Genomic DNA, 21,621 nt, shown 5'->3' on the forward strand with positions numbered 1-21,621 from the left:
AGGAAAAACAGGATATTGGGGAGGAAAAACAGGATATTGGGGAGGAAAAACAGGATATTGGGGAGGAAAAACAGGACATTGAAGAAGAAAAACAGGACAAAACAATTTACTTTGAGGTCTCTGCATTTTCAGAAAAAACCAAAAGACATATTCAAACGCTATATCAATGCGTTAAAGATAATGTTTTTTCACGTGCAGACGTGATCAAATATCTTTCACTCACCCCTTCCCCGGCCTCGGAATTGCTGCGCAAGATGCTGGCTAGCGGCATAATTAAAAAAGCCAACGGATTAGGAAAAGGGAAATATCGGTTTTAAACAAATTCCACTCAATTCGCCATTTTCAAAATCACTAAAATTTCAAACGCACTTACCGGTGCCCTCAAAAAATAGCACCGCATTGAAACGGCTTCAATGCGGTGCTATTTGAAGAGTTCAATGAGTCGGTGGGATTCGTAAAATCGTATCAGACGAATAATCGATATCAGTGAAAAATCGCTATCGTTTAACATTTCAAATTAAAAAAATTCATAAATTTTGTGAAAATAATGAATTTGCATAATGCGCTTAATTGACGCATTCTAAGTTCGCACGGACGTTTAGACGTCTAAATTATTTATCACCACATTTATGAGGAATTAACATGACAATATTTCATTTATCGGGTTTCCCACGTGTAGGAGCAAAACGTGAACTTAAATTTGCCCAAGAACGTTACTGGCGCGGTGAAATCGCTGAAGCTGATTTATTAGACATTGCAAAAAAATTGCGCGAAATTAACTGGCAACATCAAGCCAATGCGAATGCGGATTTCGTGGCGGTTGCTGATTTCACTTTCTACGATCACATTTTAGATTTACAAGTGGCAACAGGTGCCATTCCTGCACGCTTTGGTTTCGACAGCCAAAACTTAACCTTGGATCAATATTTCCAATTGGCGCGTGGCAACAAAACACAATTCGCCATTGAAATGACCAAATGGTTCGACACCAACTACCACTATCTTGTGCCGGAATTCCACAAGGACACCCAATTTAAAGCCAACCCGGCGCACTATGTGCAACAAATCCGCGAAGCTAAAGCCCTTGGTCACAAGGTAAAACCCACCCTCGTTGGCCCATTAACCTTCCTTTGGTTAGGGAAAGAAAAAGGTGCAGCATTTAATCGTTTTGATTTGTTAAACAAACTCGTGCCGGTTTATGTGGACATCTTAAACGCATTAACCGCTGAAGGTGTGGAATACATTCAAATTGATGAACCTGCTTTAACCCTTGATTTACCGGCAGAATGGATTGCCGCTTATAAAGCGGTTTATGCTACTTTTGCTGCACAAGTAAACGCCAAACTCTTACTTGCCACATATTTTGGCTCCGTGGCAGAACACGCTAATTTATTGAAAGCCTTACCGGTAGCCGGTCTCCACATTGATTTGGTGCGTGCACCGGAACAACTTTCCGCCTTTGCCGATTACGACAAAATCCTTTCTGTGGGCGTGATTGATGGACGTAATATCTGGCGTGCGAACTTAAACCAAGTGTTAGATGTGGTTGAACCACTAAAAGCGAAATTAGGTGAGCGTTTATGGATTGCACCAAGCTGTTCCCTACTCCATACACCTTATGATTTAGCGGTGGAAACCCAACTGCAAGCCAACAAGCCGGAACTTTATCAATGGTTGGCGTTCACCTTGCAAAAAATTCAAGAATTACGCGTAATTAAGACCGCACTTGAACAAGGTAGAACAGCTGTGCAAGCAGATCTTGATGCTAGCCAAGCAGCCGCTAACGCGCGTAAAAACTCTCGTGAAATCCACCGCACTTGTGTGGCGGAACGTTTGGCAAATCTGCCGAAAAATGCCGATCAACGTAAATCGCCATTTGCAGAACGGATTAAATTACAAAATGCGTGGTTAAATCTACCGTTGCTGCCAACCACCAATATTGGTTCCTTCCCGCAAACCACGGAAATTCGTCATGCCCGTGCCGCCTTCAAAAAAGGCGATCTCAGCTTGGCGGATTACGAAGCGGCAATGAAAAAAGAAATTGAATTTGTGGTACGCGAACAAGAAAAATTGGATTTAGACGTGTTAGTGCATGGCGAAGCGGAACGTAACGACATGGTGGAATACTTCGGCGAATTGCTTGATGGATTTGCGTTCACCAAATTCGGTTGGGTACAAAGTTACGGTTCCCGCTGCGTAAAACCACCGGTCATTTACGGCGATGTGACCCGTCCGGAACCGATGACCGTGCGTTGGTCACAATATGCCCAAAGCCTCACCAACAAAGTTATGAAAGGCATGTTGACCGGCCCGGTAACGATTTTACAATGGTCTTTCGTGCGTAACGACATTCCACGTTCCACGGTGTGTAAACAAATTGCTGTGGCGCTTTCTGATGAAGTGTTAGATTTAGAAAAAGTAGGCATCAAAGTGATTCAAATTGACGAACCGGCCATCCGCGAAGGTTTACCGCTTAAACGCGCCGATTGGGACGCTTACTTACAATGGGCGGGCGAAGCTTTCCGTTTAAGTTCAATGGGTTGCAAAGATGACACGCAAATTCATACACATATGTGTTATTCCGAATTTAACGACATTTTACCGGCAATCGCTGCCCTAGATGCCGACGTGATCACCATCGAAACTTCTCGTTCCGACATGGAATTACTTACCGCATTTGGTGATTTCAAATACCCGAACGACATCGGCCCGGGCGTGTACGACATCCACAGCCCACGTGTGCCGACCGCAGAAGAAATCGAACATCTTCTTCGCAAAGCATTACAAGTGGTGCCAAAAGAACGCTTATGGGTAAACCCGGACTGCGGCCTAAAAACCCGCGGCTGGCCGGAAACCATTGCCGCATTAAAAGTGATGGTAGATGTCACGAAGAAATTACGTGCGGAATTAGCCTAATTCACAGATAGTCGTTCACAAATAAAAGAAAAGCTGAATCTCAGAAGAAGTTCAGCTTTTTTGTTTTGCGGAAGAGAAAAGCGCTATTTTTTAAACATGTCGCTTCGCAGTGGAAGCAAAGGTAATTTTATCGGGACGATAACTAATGCTACCGAACTGAAATGGACGTCCGTCGGCTAAATAAGTGGTGCTGGTAACATTCACAACCATATTATATTCACCGAGGTCCATGGTGCTTTTTTCTTCTTCATTGGCATAACGAAACGCAATTTCACGCTGTGAATAACTAATTTTTAGACCTAGTTCACTTTCTAAATAGTGATAAATGGATTGCTCCGCAATCTCACGATTAATAAAAGGAACAATACGACGATCAAAGTAAGAGACTTCGTATTCGACCGCTTCCCCGTTAATTTCACGAACACGACCTATACGATAAAAATCAATTTGATCATTTACATTAAAGATCTGCATTAGTTCTTCTTCCCCTTGCACAATATATAAGCTGGTTAAAGTTGTTTTTACTTGATGGGTTAAAGGACGATTTAACTCGCCAACGGTTTTGATTTCGGAAAGCTGTTGAGGTGTAGATAAATTATGTTCGAGAACAATAGAAGTTCGCCCCTGTTGTTTCTGAATGTAACCATCCATTTCAAGCAGAGAAAGGGCTTTACGAATGGTATCTTTAGAAAAGCCATATTCTTGCATAAGCTCACTTTCACTGGGTAATTCTTGCTTTGGCAGTAAAATTCCATCGGTTATTTTGCTTTTTATATCGTTATAAACCGCTTTGTATTTACTCACTTTTTCACTCCATTTTTTACTTTTATTCCTTATTTAAACCTGCAATAGAATACCATAAAACCTCATAGTTATACGTATAGTTTTTGTGATTAAAATCACACTTTTACGAAAACATTTAAACTTTTACGTAAAAGTTATTGTGTAAAATAAAATTTAGATTAGAATCTCTACAACTTTTACTTCTGAAGGGAAAAATTATGCTTACTCGGTCAAGTGGTGTTTTAATGCATATCACCTCATTACCTAATGCATTTGGAATTGGTAGTTTTGGACAATCTGCTTATGATTTTGTGGATTTTTTAGTTGAAACGAAACAAACCTATTGGCAAATCCTTCCATTAACCACCACCAGCTACGGTGATTCTCCTTATCAATCCTTCTCTGCTATTGCAGGTAACACGCATTTAATTGATTTTGCTTTACTCACCCAAATGGGTTTATTGCAAGAAACGGATTATGCTTCGGTTAATTTTGGTGATGATCCGACAAAAGTAGATTACGAGCGCATTTTTCATGCACGTCGCCCGATCTTAGAAATTGCCGTCAAACATTTCCTCGCCGATAAAAAATACCAAGCAGCCTTCAAAAACTTTGAAAAAAGCAACCACACTTGGTTGGAAGACTATGCGGAATTTATGGCAATCAAAGAGCATTTCGGCAATAAGGCTCTACAAGAATGGGAAGATAAACAGATTGTTGCCCGTCAACCGAAGGCGCTTGCAAAATACCGTGCAATGCTGACGGAGCAAATTCAGTATTTCAAAGTAACGCAATATTTCTTTTTCCAACAATGGTTGGTATTGAAAAATTACGCTAATCAAAGAGGAATTAAAATTATCGGCGATATGCCAATTTATGTGGCAGCAGACAGCGTCGAAGTGTGGACAATGCCAGAACTCTTCCAATTAGATAAAGAACGCAATCCACTTTTCGTTGCCGGTGTTCCTGCCGATCAGTTTAGCGCCACCGGACAGCTTTGGGGCAATCCGCTTTATAACTGGGCTGAACATAAGAAACAAGGCTATGCTTGGTGGATTCATCGTATTGAGGAAAGCTTTAAAATTTATGATGTACTTCGTATCGATCATTTCAAAGGTTTCTCCGATTATTGGCAAGTGGATGGTAAAGCAGACATTGCCAAATATGGTAGCTGGCAGCCAGGCCCGGGATATGATTTGTTCAAAGCAGTAAAAGCACAGCTAGGTGATTTGCCGATTATTGCCGAAGATCTCGGGAATATTGATGAAAAAGCGAAGAAATTACTGGTTGATTGCGGTTATCCCGGTATGAAAATTTTGCAATTTGGTTTTGAGGATGTAAGTGGTGAAAGCCTGGATAGCCCACATTACTGCATTCCGCATTGCATCGCCTACACCGGCACGCACGATAATGATGTCACAAATGGTTGGTATGATGGCTTAACGTCGAAACAGCAACAATATATCAATGCTTATACCCATCGTGCTGTGGATGAATCTGTTTGTCAGGCAATGATTCGCCAATTATTTGCTACCGTAAGTAATACGGCGATTGCCACCATGCAAGATATTTTAGATTTGCCCGCCAGCTCAAGAATGAATATTCCTTCTACTATAGGTGGAAACTGGGAATGGCGAATGCAAGAAAGCGATTTAACCAACGCCAAAAAAGATTTCTTAACCCAAATAACCACGTTATATGGACGCGCCAATAAGGAAAAAAGAATGATTAAATTTAGTGAATTTGTACAGCAAACAACAAACAAAAAACTTGAAAAGTTAAGTGATCATGCCATTTACGTACAGTTATTAAACTATGTTAAAACCCTTGCTGAGAATAAAGGAAAAAATACGGCTAAACGTAAGGTTTACTATATTTCTGCGGAGTTTTTGATTGGTAAATTACTGTCTAACAATTTAATCAATCTTGGCGTATATCAAGAAATCAAAGATGAATTGGCGCAGGCAGGAAAATCACTAAGCCATATTGAAGATATTGAACCGGAACCGTCTTTAGGGAACGGTGGATTAGGTCGTTTAGCTTCCTGTTTTATTGATTCCATGTCCACACTCGGGCTAAATGCGGAAGGTGTAGGCTTGAATTACCATTGCGGTTTGTTTAAACAAGTCTTTAAAAACAATGAGCAACATGCTGAACCAAATGATTGGATTGAAAAAGAGTCTTGGTTAATCCCGACAAATATCCGTTATGAAGTACCATTTAAAGACTTCACTTTAACCTCTAAATTAGATCGAATTGATATTCTAGGTTACAAGAAAGACACCAAAAATTATCTCAACTTATTTGATATTGAGTCCATTAATCATAAATTGATTAAAAAAGGTATCACCTTTGATAAAACAAAAATCAAAGAAAATCTGACCTTATTCCTTTATCCGGATGACTCCGATAAAAACGGTGAATTATTACGTATTTATCAGCAATATTTTATGGTCTCCAATGCGGCGCAGTTATTAATTGATGAAGCCATTGAACGTGGCAGTAATTTACATGATTTAGCCGATTATGCCTATGTGCAAATTAATGACACGCACCCATCCATGGTAATTCCGGAATTGATTCGCTTATTAACGGAAAAACATCGTATTAAATTTGCAGAAGCGGTAGAAATCGTGCGCAATATGGTGGGCTACACAAACCATACGATTCTTGCCGAAGCCTTAGAAAAATGGCCTTTAGCTTATTTAGAAGAAGTGGTTCCACATTTAGTGAAGATCATCAAAAAACTGAATAAATTAGTGCAGAAAGAATATCCGAATCCTGATGTACAAATCATTGATAAGCAAAAACGCGTCCATATGGCGCATATGGATATTCATTTTTCAAACTCTGTGAACGGTGTGGCGGCATTACACACGGAGATTTTGAAAAATTCCGAACTCAAAGCGTTTTATGAAATATATCCTGAGAAGTTTAATAATAAAACTAACGGAATCACCTTCCGTCGTTGGTTAGAATTTTCTAACCAAGCGTTATCCGCTTATATTAAACAACTTATCGGCGATGAGTACTTACATGATGCAACACAATTAGAAAAACTGCTTGCCTTTAAAGATGACAAAAAAGTGCATCAAAAATTAGCTGAAATTAAATTCCAGAATAAATTGGCACTGAAAACCTACCTTAAAGAAAATAAAGGCATTGAATTAGATGAGAATTCCATTATCGATACGCAAATTAAGCGTTTCCATGAATATAAACGTCAACAAATGAATGCACTTTACGTGATTCATAAATACCTTGAAATCAAAGCAGGTAAACTGCCGAAACGTAAAATTACCGTGATTTTCGGCGGGAAAGCCGCACCGGCTTATGTGATTGCACAGGATATTATTCATTTAATTCTTTGCTTGTCTGAGTTAATCAATAACGATCCGGATGTGAATCAGTATTTAAACGTCTATTTAGTGGAAAACTACAATGTCAGTGTGGCGGAAAAATTAATTCCGGCAACAGATATTTCAGAGCAAATTTCCCTTGCCTCAAAAGAAGCTTCAGGAACGGGCAATATGAAATTTATGCTGAATGGCGCATTAACCTTGGGCACAATGGACGGTGCAAACGTGGAAATTGCAGAATTAGCCGGAGCGAAAAATATTTACACTTTCGGTAAAGATTCGGAAAGCATTATTAAACTGTATGAAACTGCCGGTTATGTTTCAAAAGATTACTATAAAAAGGATAAATACATTAAAAGAGCGGTCGATTTTATACTTGATTCTACGCTGGTAAAACTGGGCAATGAAGTGCGTTTAAAACGTCTATATGATGAATTGCTCAATAAAGACTGGTTTATGACCTTAATTGATTTTGATGCGTATGTGAAAGCAAAAGAACAAATTTTGGCGGATTATGAAGATCAAGATAGCTGGAACAAAAAAGTAATTCATAACATTGCCAAAGCCGGTTTCTTCTCATCGGATCGTACCATTGCGCAATATAATACCGATATTTGGCATTGTGAGGATTAAGGGGAACGTATGAAACTACTCACCCTCAACGTACACGCCTGGTTAGAAGATAACCAAGCGGAAAAAATCGACATTATTGCCGACACCATTCTTGAAAAGGGCTACGACATCGTTGCCCTACAAGAGGTGAATCAATTAATGTCAGCTCCCCTAATTTCACAAGCATTAAAGCAAGATAACTATGGCGTTGTGTTACTGAATAAAATCAATCAACGAGTGACACAAAAATATTCGCTATTTTGGAGCAATTCACATATTGGCTACGATAAATATGACGAAGGCATCGCCTTTTTAACCCGCTTGCCGGTTTATGACGTGGATGCTTTTTATTGCAGCCAACATCAGCGCCTCGATTCTATCCTCTCTCGCAAAATTATTGGCTTAACCGTGGAATATCAAGGCCAACTTGTAGATTGTTATTCCTGCCATATCAACTTGCCGAATTGCGCAGGTGAAAATCAACTGGACAACATTCGCAATATCCTAGAGCGCACCCAAAGCCGAAATCTTAAAATTTTGATGGGTGATTTCAATACGGATGCAATCAGCGCTCCAAACGCTTATCAGAAAATCAAATCTCTCGGTTTGCTTGATACTTTTGAGATTGCGGAACAGAAAGATAGCGGGATTACTGTTGAAAAAGCAATTGATGGCTGGAAAGGCCACAGCGAAGAAAAACGATTAGACTATATTTTTTTAAATCAAACAAAAAGGGTTTTATCGAGTCAGGTGGTTTTTAATGGCAAAAATAAACCGGTAGTTTCCGACCATTTCGGTTTGGAAGTCGAGCTTACATTGTAGGAGAACATACATGAAAAAATTGCTCAGTTTTGAATTTTGGCAAAAATTCGGCAAATGCCTGATGGTGGTAATTGCCGTGATGCCTGCTGCAGGTTTAATGGTGAGTATCGGTAACTCATTACCGTTAATTAGTGATGTCGAATGGCTGGCGCGTGTAGGTAATATCATCGCGCAAATCGGTTGGGGCATTATCGGTAACCTGCATTTGTTATTTGCTTTAGCCATTGGTGGCAGTTGGGCGAATGAGCGTGCAGGTGGTGCATTTGCCGCAGGCCTTGCCTTTATTTTAATCAACTTGATTACCGGTCATTTCTTCGGCGTAAAAATTGAAATGCTGACCGATCCGAATGCCCATGTCAGCACCATCTTGGCAGGTGACATTCCGGTAGCCAACTACTTTGTGAATATCCTTGGACAACCTGCATTAAATATGGGTGTATTTGTAGGGATCATCGCCGGTTTTGTAGGGGCTACCACCTTTAACAGCTACTACAATTTCCGCAAACTGCCTGAAGTACTTACCTTCTTTAACGGTAAACGCTTTGTGCCATTCGTAGTGATTTACCGTTCCGTTTTAGTATCGTTAGTGTTGGCGGTATTTTGGCCGGTGGTACAAACCGGGATCAATCATTTCGGCGAATGGATTGCTAACTCACAAGACTCCGCGCCTATCCTTGCGCCTTTTGTTTACGGCACATTAGAACGTCTTTTACTACCTTTCGGTTTACACCATATGCTCACTATTCCGATGAATTATACGTCATTGGGTGGTACCTATGAATTCTTAACCGGTATGCAACAAGGCAAACAAGTATTTGGACAGGACCCGTTATGGCTCGCTTGGATCAGTGATTTAATCAACCTGAAAGACGCGGGCAATATGACGCAATATAACGAGCTCCTCTCAACAGTGACCCCGGCGCGCTTTAAAGTGGGTCAAATGATCGGTTCAAGCGGTATTCTAATGGGAATTACGCTCGCCATGTACGTGAACGTTGATCCGGATAAGAAAACCATCTACAAAGGGATTTTCCTTTCTTCTGCCCTTGCCGTGTTCTTAACCGGCGTAACAGAACCTATCGAGTATATGTTTATGTTCGTTGCACTACCGCTTTACCTTGTTTATGCGGTCATCCAAGGTTGCGCATTTGCCATGGCAGATATTGTGAACTTACGCGTTCACTCATTCGGTAACATTGAGTTTTTAACCCGTACGCCAATGGCGATTAAAGCGGGCATCGGCATGGATCTTATCAACTTCATTTGGGTATCCGGTGTGTTTGCGGTCGCTGCCTTCTTAATTGCGAATTTCATGATTAAGAAACTCAACTTAGCCACCGCCGGTCGCAACGGCAACTACGATGCGAAAGGCACTGATGAAGCCCCTATTGAGGAGAAAAAAGTCGCTAATGCCAGTGCACAAGTGGTGCAAATCATCAACCTTCTTGGTGGACGCAACAATATTGCCGAGGTAGATGCTTGTATGACCCGTTTACGTATCACAGTGCATAATCCTGAATTAGTGGGCGATGTAGCAGCTTGGAAACAAGCAGGCGCAATGGGTTTTATTGTTAAAGGCACAGGCATTCAAGCCATTTATGGACCAAAAGCCGATGTACTGAAATCGGATATTCAAGACCTACTCTCTTCCGGAGTTGAAATTCCGAAAATGTAACAATATTTCAGTGCAGATAAACAAAAAGTAGGGTTAAAATGATCTGACCCTAAAAATCTAGACTATTAATTTAAGGGCGGAGTTCTATAATCTATAGAACTCCGCCCTTTCTATTTATCTTAAATATTTCACGGTGATAGTAATAAATTGTAGAAAATCAAACCTGATCTGACACTCCCCCATTTAAAAATTCGTGCCTCTCAGATTAATTTGAGCTTAAATTTGATAGTTATAATATAACAACGTTTAAATACAAAACCCCGCGTTGAGTTACGCGGGGCTTTGTTTAATGATTTGGTGCCTAGGGTCGGACTCGAACCGACACGGTTATTCACCGGCGGATTTTGAATCCGCTGCGTCTACCAATTTCGCCACCCAGGCTTGGGAACGCGGAGATTATACGTATATCGAAACACGTAGCAAGTAAAAATTTCAGGATTTTGATTGATTGATTTAAATTTAAACAAAACAGTTTATTTAAGATAAAAAATATCGCCAAATAAAAGCACCGATTAAAATACATAACATGATTAAAATTTGTACTAGTCTTTTCTTCGTTAATTTTTCCGTTGCCATCTTCTTAAAATGCCTATTTAGTGTTAAAATTCTTGCGTTAGATCAATTTTACATTATTTTTTAAATAAAATCTGAGGGCTAAATGAAAAATTTCGTTTCAGAAACTAAGGCAGGACGCCGAGTTCAATCGGGAGGTTGTGCTATCCATTGCCAGGATTGCAGTATTAGCCAACTATGTATTCCTTTCACATTAAATGAACACGAACTTGATCAACTCGATAATATTATCGAACGTAAAAAACCCATCCAAAAATCCCAAGTCTTATTTAAAGCCGGCGACTCGCTTAATTCAATTTATGCCATTCGTTCCGGCACCATTAAAAGCTACACAATCAGTGAAGCCGGCGAAGAACAAATCACTTCTTTCCATTTACCGGGAGATCTCGTGGGCTTTGATGCCATCAACAATATGCAGCATCCAAGCTTTGCCCAGGCTTTAGAAACGGCAATGGTGTGTGAAATTCCTTTCGATATTTTAGATGACTTGGCGGGCAAAATGCCTAAACTACGCCAACAAATTATTCGTTTAATGAGTAGCGAAATTAAAAGTGATCAAGAAATGATTTTGTTGCTTTCCAAAATGAATGCTGAAGAACGCTTGGCTGCATTTATTTATAATCTGTCCAAGCGCTACTCTGCCCGCGGTTTCTCAGCCAAAGAATTCCGACTAACTATGACACGTAGCGATATCGGCAATTACCTCGGTTTAACCGTGGAAACAATCAGCCGTCTTTTAGGTCGTTTTCAAAAACTTGGCGTACTTTCTGTACAAGGTAAATACATTATCATCAATGATATCAATGCCTTAGTTGAACTTACCGGCACCAACAAAACTAAAATTACCATGGCGGAATAGGAAAAAGCGTGAAACTTTCACGCTTTTTTATATCAACTTTCCGGGCTCATTCCTTGTTATCGAATCCATTTTTTCTTATGCTATCTGCGTCCATCACGGAGGTTATATGAAATTTAAAAATATCTTAGTCGTTCTCAATCCCGACAATGAAAAACAATACGCTCTCGCCCGCGCCGTACGTTTGGTAAAAGAGCAAGAAAATGTTGATAAAGTGAAAATCACGACGCTTCTCGCCGTTTACGATTTATCTTACGAAATGTCCGCCCTGCTTTCTTCCGAAGAACGTGAAGAAATGCATAAAACCGCCATTGAACAACATCGTCAAGCGGTGCAATTTTATTTGGATAAATACGCCGATCCCCAAATTGAATTTGAATCTCACATTGTTTGGAACAGCAATGAAGCAGAAGGCATTCGTGAAGATGTAGAAAAAAACGACTACGATCTCGTTGTGAAATATACTAAAAACGAAGAAAGTTTTACCTCGCTGATTTTCACGCCGGTGGATTGGCAATTATTGCGTAAATGCCCGGTGCCTGTGCTTATCGTGCGTGACGGCGACTGGAAACACCAACGTCGAATTCTCATTGCGGTAAACGTATCCGGTGAACAAGAATACCAAGACAAATTTAACCAAGAATTAGTCGAAACCGGTATGTCATTGGCCGAAAATCTCAACCGTGGTAACGTTCACCTTGTTGCAGCCTACCCCGTTACGCCAATTAATATGGCGATTGATTTACCGGAATTTAACACTTCGGGTTATGAAAACGGCATTCGCGGTCAGCATTTAATCAATATGAAAGCGCTTCGCCAAAAATTCGCGATCGATGAAGATCACACCCATGTACGCGAGGGTTTCCCTGAAGAGGTCATTCCCGAAGTCGCAAAAGAAATTGAAGCAGAACTTGTCATTCTCGGTACCGTCGGGCGCACGGGGTTATCCGCAGCGCTTTTAGGTAACACAGCTGAACACGTCATCAGCAAATTAAGCTGTAATTTGCTTGCGATTAAACCGTCCAAAAAAGAAGATTAATTGCCCGATAGATTATTGCATCAACTTGAAATGACGCAGGTTGAGCGAGTCTGAACCAAATTTGCTCTTCCCGATTCTTTACTCAAAATAGCACCGCATTGGAAGTAGTCCAATGCGGTGCTATTTTTACACTCCAACTTTTTACATCTCAATTTAGCGAGACAATGCGCAACAAGATGAACGGTTCTTTGGTTAAAAATGTATGAAAAACCCACTGCGCTTTTGTGATCATCCTCACAAATTTAATTATTCCTTGAAATAGTATTTTAATGTACGCACGCTTTTCCCTATACTTTTACGCCTACTCTCCAAGATTTACTTTCTACCATTTATTTCAACGTATTTTTAAAAGGAAAGAACACATGAAAAAAACATTTATTGCGGGATTATTACTCCTTGCCGGCACAGCTCAAGCGCATGAAGTTTGGGTTGCCGCACCATCGCAATTAAAAGCGGATACGGTTTTAAAAGCAGAACTGGCTTATGGCGATTATCCCTATGTAGAGAAAATTCCGGAAGCGCGTTTGCACATTTTTGCGCCACTGAAGATGATTAATCAAGATGGCGAACAACAAACTTTGCTACAAACCGGCGAGAATTATCAATATCAATCCGAAAAACCGTTAAAAGCGGGTTCTTATTGGGTAACTGCAACTTATCAACCGACCTTTTGGTCGCAAAATGCCGAAGGTTGGAAAATGGATAATTTACCAAATACACCGAACGCGGTTTATTGCGAACAAACCCAAATGTTCGGCAAAGGCTTAGTGAATGTTGGAAAACAGCCTGTAAATGCTGATATGGCGATGACCCGTGTGGGATTGCCGCTTGAAATCGTGCCGTTGAAAGATCCGAGTAAAGTCAAAGTGGGCGAGCCTTTCCCTGTTCAAATTTTTTATAACGATATGCCTCTTGCCGGCGAAACAGTAATCGCAACGGCGGATACGGTGGTTGTAAAAGATTTGGAGGCGTCAACCGGGCATCGCGAACCACAAGGTTTTTCCGGTAAAACTGATAGCCAAGGCCGCGTGAATATTATTCCGTTAATTGAAGGAATCTGGAAAATCAAAGTGATTCATAAAACACCATTTGCCGATCAAGCGGTTTGCCAACAATCCGCAAGCTACTCCACCTTGATTTTGCCGGTGGGCAAAGGACTCGCCAAACTACCGCCGAAGCCTGAGCATCATCATTAAAAAAAACATTAAAGAAAAAAAGTGCGGCTGATTTGCTCAACCGCACTTTTTTAATTCCGATTAGATTCGTCTCACCTGCCAGAAGGTTTTCGACCAAAACGGTGAGTTCATGGAAGAATAAATTACCCCGCCTTTCGTTGAGGCATGCAAAAATTTATCCTCTTTCACATAAATCCCCACATGATAACCGTTCGGCCCGAGTCCAGTTTTAAAAAATACTAAATCGCCGGTCTGAATCTCTTCTTTATGCACTAATTTGCCGTGATGAGCTTGCTCTTTTGTGGTGCGTGGAAGCGCAATGTTAAAGCGATCCATAAAAGTTTTTTGTACAAATCCCGAACAATCAATTCCCTTACGCGACTGCCCGCCTAATACATAAGGCGTGCCCGCCCAATCATATTGCTGTTCGCTCAACAAGGTGATTGCCATAATCGGATCATTAATACTGCCTTTGTAATTAATGGCATAGTCCTCCCCGCCGAAACGGTTTGAGGAACAGGCGAATAACAGCATACTTATAAAAAAACATAAAAAGCTATTGATAAATTTCATTTTCTTATCTCGACATATAAATAAAAAAGTATGATCCAAATAACCGAAATATACAACGCGGAAATTACTCTCATAAAATAGCACCGCATTGGAGGCGGTTCCAATGCGGTGCTATTTGGGCACATCAATTTATGCTTCTAATCGCCAATCGTTTTATGCATTTAAATGCATAAGCCCCGCAGATAACCGCGCTTTTTCCGGCTATTTTATTGATTATTCTTAATCGCTTTTTCCACTCGAGCTCGTAGTTTTTGTCCCGGTTTGAATGCAACGACACGACGTGCTGAAATCGCTACGCTTTCACCGGTTTTGGGATTACGTCCCGGGCGGGAAGATTTGTCACGTAATTCAAAGCTACCGAAACCCGATAATTTCACTTTATTACCGGATTCAAGGGATAGACGAATTTCTTCAAAAAAGTTATCTACCAAACTTTTAGCTTCCGATTTTTGTAACTGATATTTCTCAATCAGATATTCCGTAATATCGATCTTTGTTAGCGTCATAAGTTAATCCCTTAATTCAGCGTTAAAACGTTGTTTAACTTCATTTAAGACGGCAGAAATAACGGCATTAATATCCTCGTCTTCTAAAGTTTTTTGATTGTCTTGTACGATTAAACTGATGGCAAGACTTTTCGCCCCGTTCGGTATGCCGACACCTTTATAAACGTCGAATAAATTAACCTGCGTCAGTTTCTCACCACCGGCCTGTTTACAAGCTTCAAGCACATCACCGGCGGCAACATCGTCTGCCACTACAAGCGCTAAATCTCGACGGTTGGCGGGGAATTTTGAAATTTCCTTGGCCTGTACCAGATTACGCTTCGCAATAGCGCGCCATAAAATTTCAAAGACAATCGCTTTACCGTTTAAACCTAATTTTTGTGCGATGAACGGATGAATTGTGCCGATAAAACCGATTTCTTCGCCGTTTAATTCAATTGCGGCGGATTGACCGGGATGCAACGCGTCAAAGGCTTTTGCCACAAAGCGAATGTCGTCACGTACACCGGTTAAAGAAAGCAAACTTTCCAAATCGCCTTTTAAATCAAAGAAATCAACCGATTCCGCTTTGCTGTTCCAGCTTTCGTTTTTGGCTGATCCGCTAATGACTGCACTTAACACGAATTCTTGACGCACGCCAAATTCTGCCTTCGCATCGGGAATAAAACGTAAGCCGGTTTCAAATAAACGCACACGATTTTGTTGACGATTTTGATTATATAGCACCGCATTGAGCAAGCCACTGAGCAAGGAAACACGCATAGCCGACATTTCTAGCGAAATCGGATTCGGCAATATTAATGCCGCTTGGTTCGGATGTAATAAAGTTTGAACTTTTGGATCAACGAAACTGTAAGTAATCGCCTCTTGATAATCGGCGTCCACCAATGCGGTCTTAATGCGCGCTAAGTCCAGCTCCGCTTCTTTGTGCTCACGCATACGTAAATGCGCTAGCGGGGCGTTATTCGGAATACTGTTATAGCCATAAATGCGCGCCACTTCTTCAATGAGATCTTCTTCAATTTCAATATCAAAGCGCCAGCTTGCTGAAGTTACGGTCCAAACATCATCAGCGAATTGAACGCTAAAACCTAAACGTTGGAAAATTTCCGTAACGGTTTCGGTTTCAATGCGGTGCCCGAGCAAAGCATCTAATTTTTCGCGACGAAGTCGTACGGTTTTTACTGTAGGTAAGAATTCCTGGCTGACGGCCTCGTTAATTTCCCCTGCTTCACCGCCGCAAATCTCAAGCAATAAGGCCGTTGCGCGTTCCATGGCGTTACGCGCCAACTCAAAATCTACGCCGCGTTCAAAGCGGTGTGACGCATCGGTGTGTAAGCCATATTGTCTTGCGCGGCCGATAATGGCCAAGGGGGCAAAAAATGCAGCTTCTAAAATCACATCTTGGGTTTCGGCAGTAACGCCGCTCGCTTGTCCACCAAAAATCCCCGCCATGGCTAGCGGACCGTTTTGGTCTGCAATAAGCAAAGTATTCGGTCGTAATTTTGCGGTTGTGCCGTCGAGCAATACTAATTCTTCCCCTTCTTTAGCCAAGCGCACTTGAACCGGTTGAACCACTTTTGCCGCATCAAATGCGTGCATCGGCTGGCCTAACTCAAGCAAAATATAGTTAGTGATATCCACTACCGGATCAATTGAGCGAATGCCGCAGCGGCGTAATTTTTCTTGCAACCAAATCGGTGATGCGGCTTTTACGTTTACCTTTTTCACCACGCGTAATAAATAACGCGGACAGGCTTGTGGCGCCTGCAATTCAATTGCTACTTTAGCGGACGTCGCCACGGGCACCGCATTGAAAGATGGCGGATTGACAGGTTGTTTATTCGCAACGCCGATTTCACGTGCAATGCCGGCGATGCTTAAGCAATCCGCGCGATTCGGCGTTAAACTGATTTCAATCGCTTTATCATCTAAACTTAAATATTCGCGAAGGTTCGCGCCGATCGGCGCATCTTGCGGCAATTCGATGATACCATCAGCTTCAACATCAATGCCTAATTCGGAGAAAGAGCAAAGCATCCCTTCCGAAGGCTGGCCGCGTAATTTGGTTTTCTTGATTTTAAAATCACCCGGCAACACGGCTCCTTCGGTGGCACATGCCACTTTTAAACCTTGACGACAGTTCGGTGCACCACATACGATGTCCAATAAACGTTCGCCGCCCACATTAACTTTGGTAACGCGTAATTTATCTGCATCAGGATGCTGCGCGCATTCGACCACTTCGCCGACAACCACGCCAGTAAAATCGCCCGCCACCTTTTCCACGCCGTCCACTTCTAGACCGAGCATGGTAATTTGTTCGCATAATTGTTCGGTCGAAATTGCCGGATTAACCCATTCTCTTACCCACTGTTCGCTAAATTTCATTATTCTTTATCCTTCAAAATTGTGATTTCTATCGCTTTTGGCCGAAGTCATTATTTAAATTGTTTTAAGAAACGGAGATCGTTCTCAAAGAATGAACGCAAATCTGTGACGTTGTAGCGTAACATGGTTAAACGCTCTACACCCATACCGACGGCAAAGCCAGAATATTCATTCGGATCGATGCCTACGTTACGCAACACATTCGGGTGCACCATACCGCAACCTAACACTTCAAGCCATTTACCGTTTTTGCCCATGACATCCACTTCCGCAGAAGGCTCAGTGAACGGGAAATAAGACGGACGGAAACGCACTTGCAAATCTTCTTCAAAAAATGCGCGTAGGAAATCGTGTAACAAGCCTTTTAATTCGGTGAAATTAGCATTTTTATCTACATACAATAATTCAATTTGGTGGAACATCGGCGTGTGGGTTTGATCGTAGTCGTTACGATATACGCGTCCCGGCACCATAATGCGAATTGGCGGACGCATTTTTTCCATCGCGCGGATTTGTACGCCGGAAGTTTGCGTACGAAGCAATAATTCGGGATTAAACCAGAAAGTATCATGATCGGCACGCGCCGGGTGATGTTTCGGAATATTTAACGCATCAAAATTATAATAATCACTCTCGATTTCCGGCCCGTTTTCTACGGAAAAACCTAACTCAGAAAAGAATTGCGTCACACGATTAATTGTTATCGTTACCGGGTGTAAACCGCCTTTTTCCACTTTCTTACCCGGTAAAGTGACGTCTACACGCTCTTTTTCTAATTTTGCATTAAGTTCGGCTTGCTCCCACTCCGCTTTCTTGGCATTTAAAAAATCGAGTGCGATTTGTTTTGCTTCATTAATTTTAGCCCCTAATGCCGGACGTTCTTCTGCCGCAACGTTGCGAAGTTCTTGCATTAATTGAGTAAAATGACCTTTTTTACCAAAGTATTCAACGCGAATTTCATCTAACGCTGCTAAACTTTTGTTCTCAATCATATCAATCGCCGATTTTGCTTTTTCAACAAGATCTTTCAGATGTTGCATAATTTCCTCTGACTAATTTCCATTGCTTAAAATGGCGCTAATAATAATACCTATACATTAAAAAATCACGTTTTTATTTGAATTCCTTGGATTTAATCCGAGTCAATAAATAATGAAAATTTTGACCTTCATCACAGAAATCTTTATTAATTTCAATAGAATAAAAACGGAATTGTTGTATTTAGGAGGTAGCTATGTGGAAATCGATCTCTCAAGTCTTAGCGGATCAATTCGGTGCTTATTACTTGATTAAAGAAAAAGAATGCGTTCACCGCGGCGAAATTCATGAAGCTTGGATTATTAGCGACGGTATTCAAGCGGTATTCGTCAAAGCCAATGAGCGGTCCTATCGTTCCATGTTTCGAGCCGAGGCCGACCAACTTGAGATGTTACGAAAAATAAACGCATTTCGACTTCCTATGGTTTATGGCGTCGGGTGTTCGTCAAATCACAGTTTTCTTCTTCTTGAAGCACTTCCTATTTCGCAACAATCTTCATTAATCGAAGATTTCGGTACTCAGTTAGCCCGGTTGCATCAGGTTTCCGGTACAAAATATTATGGATTGGATTTTGATACTTGGTTAGGTTCCGTTCATCAGCCAAATAAGTGGCATGCCAGCTGGGCAAAATTTTTTAGTGAACAACGTATTGGTTGGCAATTGCAGCTTTGTAAAGATAAAGGTTTGGATTTCGGCAATATCGATCAAATCGTTCAATCGGTAGCTAAAAAACTAGCCAAACATAATCCGAAGCCATCTCTTTTACACGGCAATTTATGGATTGAAAATGTTTGTATTGTAAATGGCGAAACCGCTACTTATGATCCGGCTTGTTATTGGGGCGATAGAGAATGCGATCTCGCGTTCAGTGAACTTTTTGAACCATTCCCGATAAAATTCTACGAAAATTATGATCGCGCTTTCCCGATAGACCGAGAAGGTTACGCAGAAAGAAAACACATTTATCAACTTTATTATTTATTGAATTTCAGCCAACGTTTTTTAGGAAACTATGTTCATCTCACGCAAAAAACATTAGATAAGCTGCTAGAACGCTAATTAATTTGCAGATAAAAAATAGCACCGCATTGGAATGGGTTTCAATGCGGTGCTATTTTTGAGTTGGAATTATTTTTGATAGAGCAGACTCGGACCGCGTAATCCGCCGTTTACATTTGCCCCTTCTTGTTGCAATTTCAGAGAAGAACCGCTTGAAGTAATTTCTACGCGGCGATTAGGACGCAAGCAGTCTTTTTCTTCTTGGCTTAAATGCGCATATCCGTTGCAAACTTTCACTTGATAATTTTTACCGTAACCGATAGCTGTGATTTGTGCAACCACACCATCCTCTACCAAACGAGCTTTAACACGGTTTGCACGACGTTGCGAAAGCTCCATGTTATAGGCATCAGAACCTAAATGATCGGTAAACCCCGCAACCTTAACATCTTTTACATTTGATGTTTTCAATTGCTGCGCAATGTTATCAACCATTTCTTTACCTTGAGGGGTAAGACTATCCTCATTAAAATTGAATAAGAAATCACCACTCAAAGTAAATGAGGTGTTATCGTTACAGCCGTTTGGATACCAGAAGAAGCTTTGTGCCTGGTAATTTTTGTCAAATAAGATTTTATATTGACAGATTTTGTGTGCACCGTTTTCACGATAGTTAAATACGTAATTCCATTCTCTTACATTGTATAATCCTTCGGAGAAATGCGGTTGACCGATTAGCGCGTACAATTGTTTTTTGTTCATACCGCGTTCGATCATCCGAACATTATCCCAATTCGGCCAGGTACCGGATTGACCGCCATTAATTTTCGGCCATACCAACTGAGGAACCTCAACGCCATTAACATTTTTGTACTCCGGTATCCCTTCCGCAGTGACTTCACTTAAATTACCACAAGCCGCTAAACTCGCTATTGCCGCAGCAGATAATAAAATACGAGACAATTTCATGTTTTTACCTTCTATTTAACGATTAAAGTGTAATCCCTAATATTAAGGAAAACACCATTCAAGCTATTGAATTAGAATAAAGAAACTATAAAAGTTTCGGCGCTTATACTAATCATAAAAACTGATTTTGTAAATAAAAGCCTCATCTAACGCACTTCATTTACAATATTTTTGCAAAATTAACGCATAAAATCCTGTGTATTTTTGTGCATATAACGTTGAATCAACGCATCGGCACTTTCTTCTACTTGACGTCCGAGTTTCTGCAATAACGGTTTTTTCACTTTGTAAGCGATGCCAATCACAGATTTATCTTTCATCGCTTCTAACAAAATATCATCACCGGTCGAAATCTCGTCCACCAGTCCTAATTCCAAAGCTTGCGAACCAAACCAATGCTCACCCGTGGCCACGTGATCAATATTCAATTTTGGTCGATATTGACTAACAAATTGCTTAAACAATTGGTGTGTTTCTTCTAGTTCTTGCTGGAATTTTCGTTTACCTTTTTCGGTATTTTCACCAAGCATTGTCACCGTGCGCTTAAATTCCCCTGCCGTCATCACGTCAACATCCACATCATGTTTTTTTAATAAACGATGAATATTCGGTATCTGTGCCACCACGCCAATTGAGCCGATCACCGCAAAGGGGGCGGCAATGATTTTGTCCGCCACACAGGCCATCATATAACCGCCGCTGGCGGCCACTTTATCCACCGAAACGGTTAATTTAATCCCCTTTTGTTTTAAACGCGCCAATTGCGAAGCGGCCAAGCCGTAACCATAAACGATGCCGCCCGCACTTTCCAGACGCAGTAAAACTTCATCTTGCGGTTTTGCTACGCTGACAATCGCCGAAATTTCTGCTCTCAATGCGGTGCTCTGGGAGGCGTTCAGATCGCCTTTAAAATCTAAAACATAAAGACAGGGTTTTGTCTCATCAAGCACTTCGCCTTTTTTCAGTTTATCTTTTAATGCCTTATGTTTTTGTTTTTCCGCTTTCTTTTCGGCTTTTTCTTGCTGCTTTAATTCTTCTTCGGATAACTGAAAATCACGCAACTGTTTTACCGTATCTTGTAAATGCGCCGATAAGTCCGTTATAACTAATTCGCCTTGCTCATTGGCTCTGTGTCGACGTGCGGAAATAATAAACGCCGTAATCACCGCGATAACAACAAATAGCGTCAAAATTTCCAAAATAAAAATGCCGTAACCGACTAAAATTTCCGACCACATAAAAACTCCCTACAGATTGTTATTGATTATAGGCGCGCTATTCTACTTAAGTTGGTCATGAAGGCCATAAGTTTTTATGGAAAATTTTGCGATTTA

At 41.0% G+C, this 21,621-nt stretch carries 15 protein-coding genes, 1 tRNA gene and 1 pseudogene; 9 read left to right on the forward strand and 8 right to left on the reverse strand.

Translation table 11 applies throughout. From position 1 onward, the window contains the following. A pseudogene (locus ACO59Y_RS02590) lies at positions 1-317 on the forward strand (Fic family protein); the annotation flags it as partial. Between the two features lie 325 nt (positions 318-642). Next, entirely contained in the window at positions 643-2,916 is a 2,274-nt protein-coding gene (gene metE / locus ACO59Y_RS02595; RefSeq protein WP_486130377.1) for a 5-methyltetrahydropteroyltriglutamate--homocysteine S-methyltransferase, read from the forward strand. 90 nt (positions 2,917-3,006) lie between these two features. Here metE and ACO59Y_RS02600 read toward each other — a convergent pair whose 3' ends face one another. Further along, positions 3,007-3,720: a UTRA domain-containing protein gene (locus ACO59Y_RS02600; protein ID WP_486130379.1), complete on the reverse strand. Its 714-nt coding sequence runs from the start codon at positions 3,718-3,720 to the stop codon at positions 3,007-3,009. 197 nt (positions 3,721-3,917) lie between these two features. Between ACO59Y_RS02600 and malQ the strand changes: the two genes are divergently transcribed. Genes malQ through ACO59Y_RS02615 form a run of 3 tightly spaced genes read left to right on the forward strand, consistent with a single transcriptional unit; the run spans position 3,918 to position 10,167 of the window. After that, on the forward strand, positions 3,918-7,691 hold the full coding sequence (gene malQ, locus ACO59Y_RS02605) for a 4-alpha-glucanotransferase (protein ID WP_486130381.1): 3,774 nt from the start codon (positions 3,918-3,920) through the stop codon (positions 7,689-7,691). Positions 7,692-7,700: 9 nt separating this feature from the next. Then, the gene (locus ACO59Y_RS02610; protein ID WP_486130383.1) at positions 7,701-8,492 is read left to right on the forward strand and encodes an endonuclease/exonuclease/phosphatase family protein; all 792 of its coding nucleotides are present in this window, start codon (positions 7,701-7,703) and stop codon (positions 8,490-8,492) included. A gap of 10 nt (positions 8,493-8,502) precedes the next feature. After that, positions 8,503-10,167, forward strand: coding sequence for a PTS transporter subunit IIBC (locus ACO59Y_RS02615; RefSeq protein ID WP_486130385.1), 1,665 nt, complete (start codon positions 8,503-8,505; stop codon positions 10,165-10,167). A gap of 295 nt (positions 10,168-10,462) precedes the next feature. Here ACO59Y_RS02615 and ACO59Y_RS02620 read toward each other — a convergent pair. Further along, positions 10,463-10,548 (reverse strand) — tRNA-Leu (locus tag ACO59Y_RS02620). Between the two features lie 277 nt (positions 10,549-10,825). Between ACO59Y_RS02620 and fnr the strand changes: the two genes are divergently transcribed. From fnr to ACO59Y_RS02635, 3 genes are all read left to right on the forward strand, one after another. Further along, entirely contained in the window at positions 10,826-11,599 is a 774-nt protein-coding gene (gene fnr, locus ACO59Y_RS02625) for a fumarate/nitrate reduction transcriptional regulator Fnr (RefSeq protein ID WP_373602733.1), read from the forward strand. 106 nt (positions 11,600-11,705) lie between these two features. Next, a complete protein-coding gene (gene uspE, locus ACO59Y_RS02630; RefSeq protein WP_486130387.1) occupies positions 11,706-12,635 on the forward strand; it encodes a universal stress protein UspE in 930 nt (309 codons plus the stop codon). Between the two features lie 362 nt (positions 12,636-12,997). Beyond that, entirely contained in the window at positions 12,998-13,831 is an 834-nt protein-coding gene (locus tag ACO59Y_RS02635; RefSeq protein ID WP_373602735.1) for a DUF4198 domain-containing protein, read from the forward strand. Between the two features lie 60 nt (positions 13,832-13,891). On the opposite strand, the gene ACO59Y_RS02640 is transcribed toward ACO59Y_RS02635, so the two are convergent. The 4 genes from ACO59Y_RS02640 to pheS form a co-directional block, all read right to left on the reverse strand. Continuing rightward, positions 13,892-14,383 carry a C40 family peptidase gene (locus ACO59Y_RS02640; protein WP_486130390.1) on the reverse strand — a complete coding sequence of 164 codons (492 nt, stop codon included), beginning with the start codon at positions 14,381-14,383 and terminating at the stop codon, positions 13,892-13,894. A 206-nt stretch (positions 14,384-14,589) separates the two neighbouring features. Further along, positions 14,590-14,889 (reverse strand): integration host factor subunit alpha, encoded by a 300-nt coding sequence (locus tag ACO59Y_RS02645; protein WP_373602737.1) that lies wholly within the window; start codon positions 14,887-14,889, stop codon positions 14,590-14,592. A 3-nt stretch (positions 14,890-14,892) separates the two neighbouring features. Then, the gene (pheT, locus tag ACO59Y_RS02650; RefSeq protein WP_486130392.1) at positions 14,893-17,280 is read right to left on the reverse strand and encodes a phenylalanine--tRNA ligase subunit beta; all 2,388 of its coding nucleotides are present in this window, start codon (positions 17,278-17,280) and stop codon (positions 14,893-14,895) included. A 50-nt stretch (positions 17,281-17,330) separates the two neighbouring features. Then, complete coding sequence (pheS, locus tag ACO59Y_RS02655) at positions 17,331-18,320, reverse strand: phenylalanine--tRNA ligase subunit alpha (RefSeq protein ID WP_486130394.1); 990 nt, start codon at positions 18,318-18,320, stop codon at positions 17,331-17,333. Positions 18,321-18,514: 194 nt separating this feature from the next. On the opposite strand from pheS, the gene ACO59Y_RS02660 reads away from it, so the two are divergent. Then, on the forward strand, positions 18,515-19,378 hold the full coding sequence (locus tag ACO59Y_RS02660) for a fructosamine kinase family protein (protein ID WP_486130396.1): 864 nt from the start codon (positions 18,515-18,517) through the stop codon (positions 19,376-19,378). Between the two features lie 69 nt (positions 19,379-19,447). Here the strand turns inward: ACO59Y_RS02660 and ACO59Y_RS02665 are convergent, their stop codons facing one another. Both ACO59Y_RS02665 and sohB read right to left on the reverse strand, forming a co-directional pair. Further along, positions 19,448-20,287 carry an OmpA family protein gene (locus tag ACO59Y_RS02665; protein WP_486130398.1) on the reverse strand — a complete coding sequence of 280 codons (840 nt, stop codon included), beginning with the start codon at positions 20,285-20,287 and terminating at the stop codon, positions 19,448-19,450. Between the two features lie 179 nt (positions 20,288-20,466). Further along, the gene (gene sohB / locus ACO59Y_RS02670) at positions 20,467-21,525 is read right to left on the reverse strand and encodes a protease SohB (RefSeq protein ID WP_486130399.1); all 1,059 of its coding nucleotides are present in this window, start codon (positions 21,523-21,525) and stop codon (positions 20,467-20,469) included. Positions 21,526-21,621 lie beyond the last annotated feature (96 nt).

It is taken from the genome of Rodentibacter sp. (assembly GCF_057314195.1).

Excerpts from the sequence above, each read along its gene's own strand:
- metE (WP_486130377.1), top strand. The coding sequence starts at position 643 with ATGACAATATTTCATTTATCGGGTTTCCCACGTGTAGGAGCAAAACGT.
- malQ (WP_486130381.1), top strand. The coding sequence starts at position 3,918 with ATGCTTACTCGGTCAAGTGGTGTTTTAATGCATATCACCTCATTACCT.
- ACO59Y_RS02610 (WP_486130383.1), top strand. The coding sequence starts at position 7,701 with ATGAAACTACTCACCCTCAACGTACACGCCTGGTTAGAAGATAACCAA.
- ACO59Y_RS02615 (WP_486130385.1), top strand. The coding sequence starts at position 8,503 with ATGAAAAAATTGCTCAGTTTTGAATTTTGGCAAAAATTCGGCAAATGC.
- fnr (WP_373602733.1), top strand. The coding sequence starts at position 10,826 with ATGAAAAATTTCGTTTCAGAAACTAAGGCAGGACGCCGAGTTCAATCG.
- uspE (WP_486130387.1), top strand. The coding sequence starts at position 11,706 with ATGAAATTTAAAAATATCTTAGTCGTTCTCAATCCCGACAATGAAAAA.
- ACO59Y_RS02635 (WP_373602735.1), top strand. The coding sequence starts at position 12,998 with ATGAAAAAAACATTTATTGCGGGATTATTACTCCTTGCCGGCACAGCT.
- ACO59Y_RS02640 (WP_486130390.1), bottom strand. The coding sequence starts at position 14,383 with ATGAAATTTATCAATAGCTTTTTATGTTTTTTTATAAGTATGCTGTTA.
- ACO59Y_RS02645 (WP_373602737.1), bottom strand. The coding sequence starts at position 14,889 with ATGACGCTAACAAAGATCGATATTACGGAATATCTGATTGAGAAATAT.
- pheT (WP_486130392.1), bottom strand. The coding sequence starts at position 17,280 with ATGAAATTTAGCGAACAGTGGGTAAGAGAATGGGTTAATCCGGCAATT.
- pheS (WP_486130394.1), bottom strand. The coding sequence starts at position 18,320 with ATGCAACATCTGAAAGATCTTGTTGAAAAAGCAAAATCGGCGATTGAT.
- ACO59Y_RS02660 (WP_486130396.1), top strand. The coding sequence starts at position 18,515 with ATGTGGAAATCGATCTCTCAAGTCTTAGCGGATCAATTCGGTGCTTAT.
- ACO59Y_RS02665 (WP_486130398.1), bottom strand. The coding sequence starts at position 20,287 with ATGAAATTGTCTCGTATTTTATTATCTGCTGCGGCAATAGCGAGTTTA.
- sohB (WP_486130399.1), bottom strand. The coding sequence starts at position 21,525 with ATGTGGTCGGAAATTTTAGTCGGTTACGGCATTTTTATTTTGGAAATT.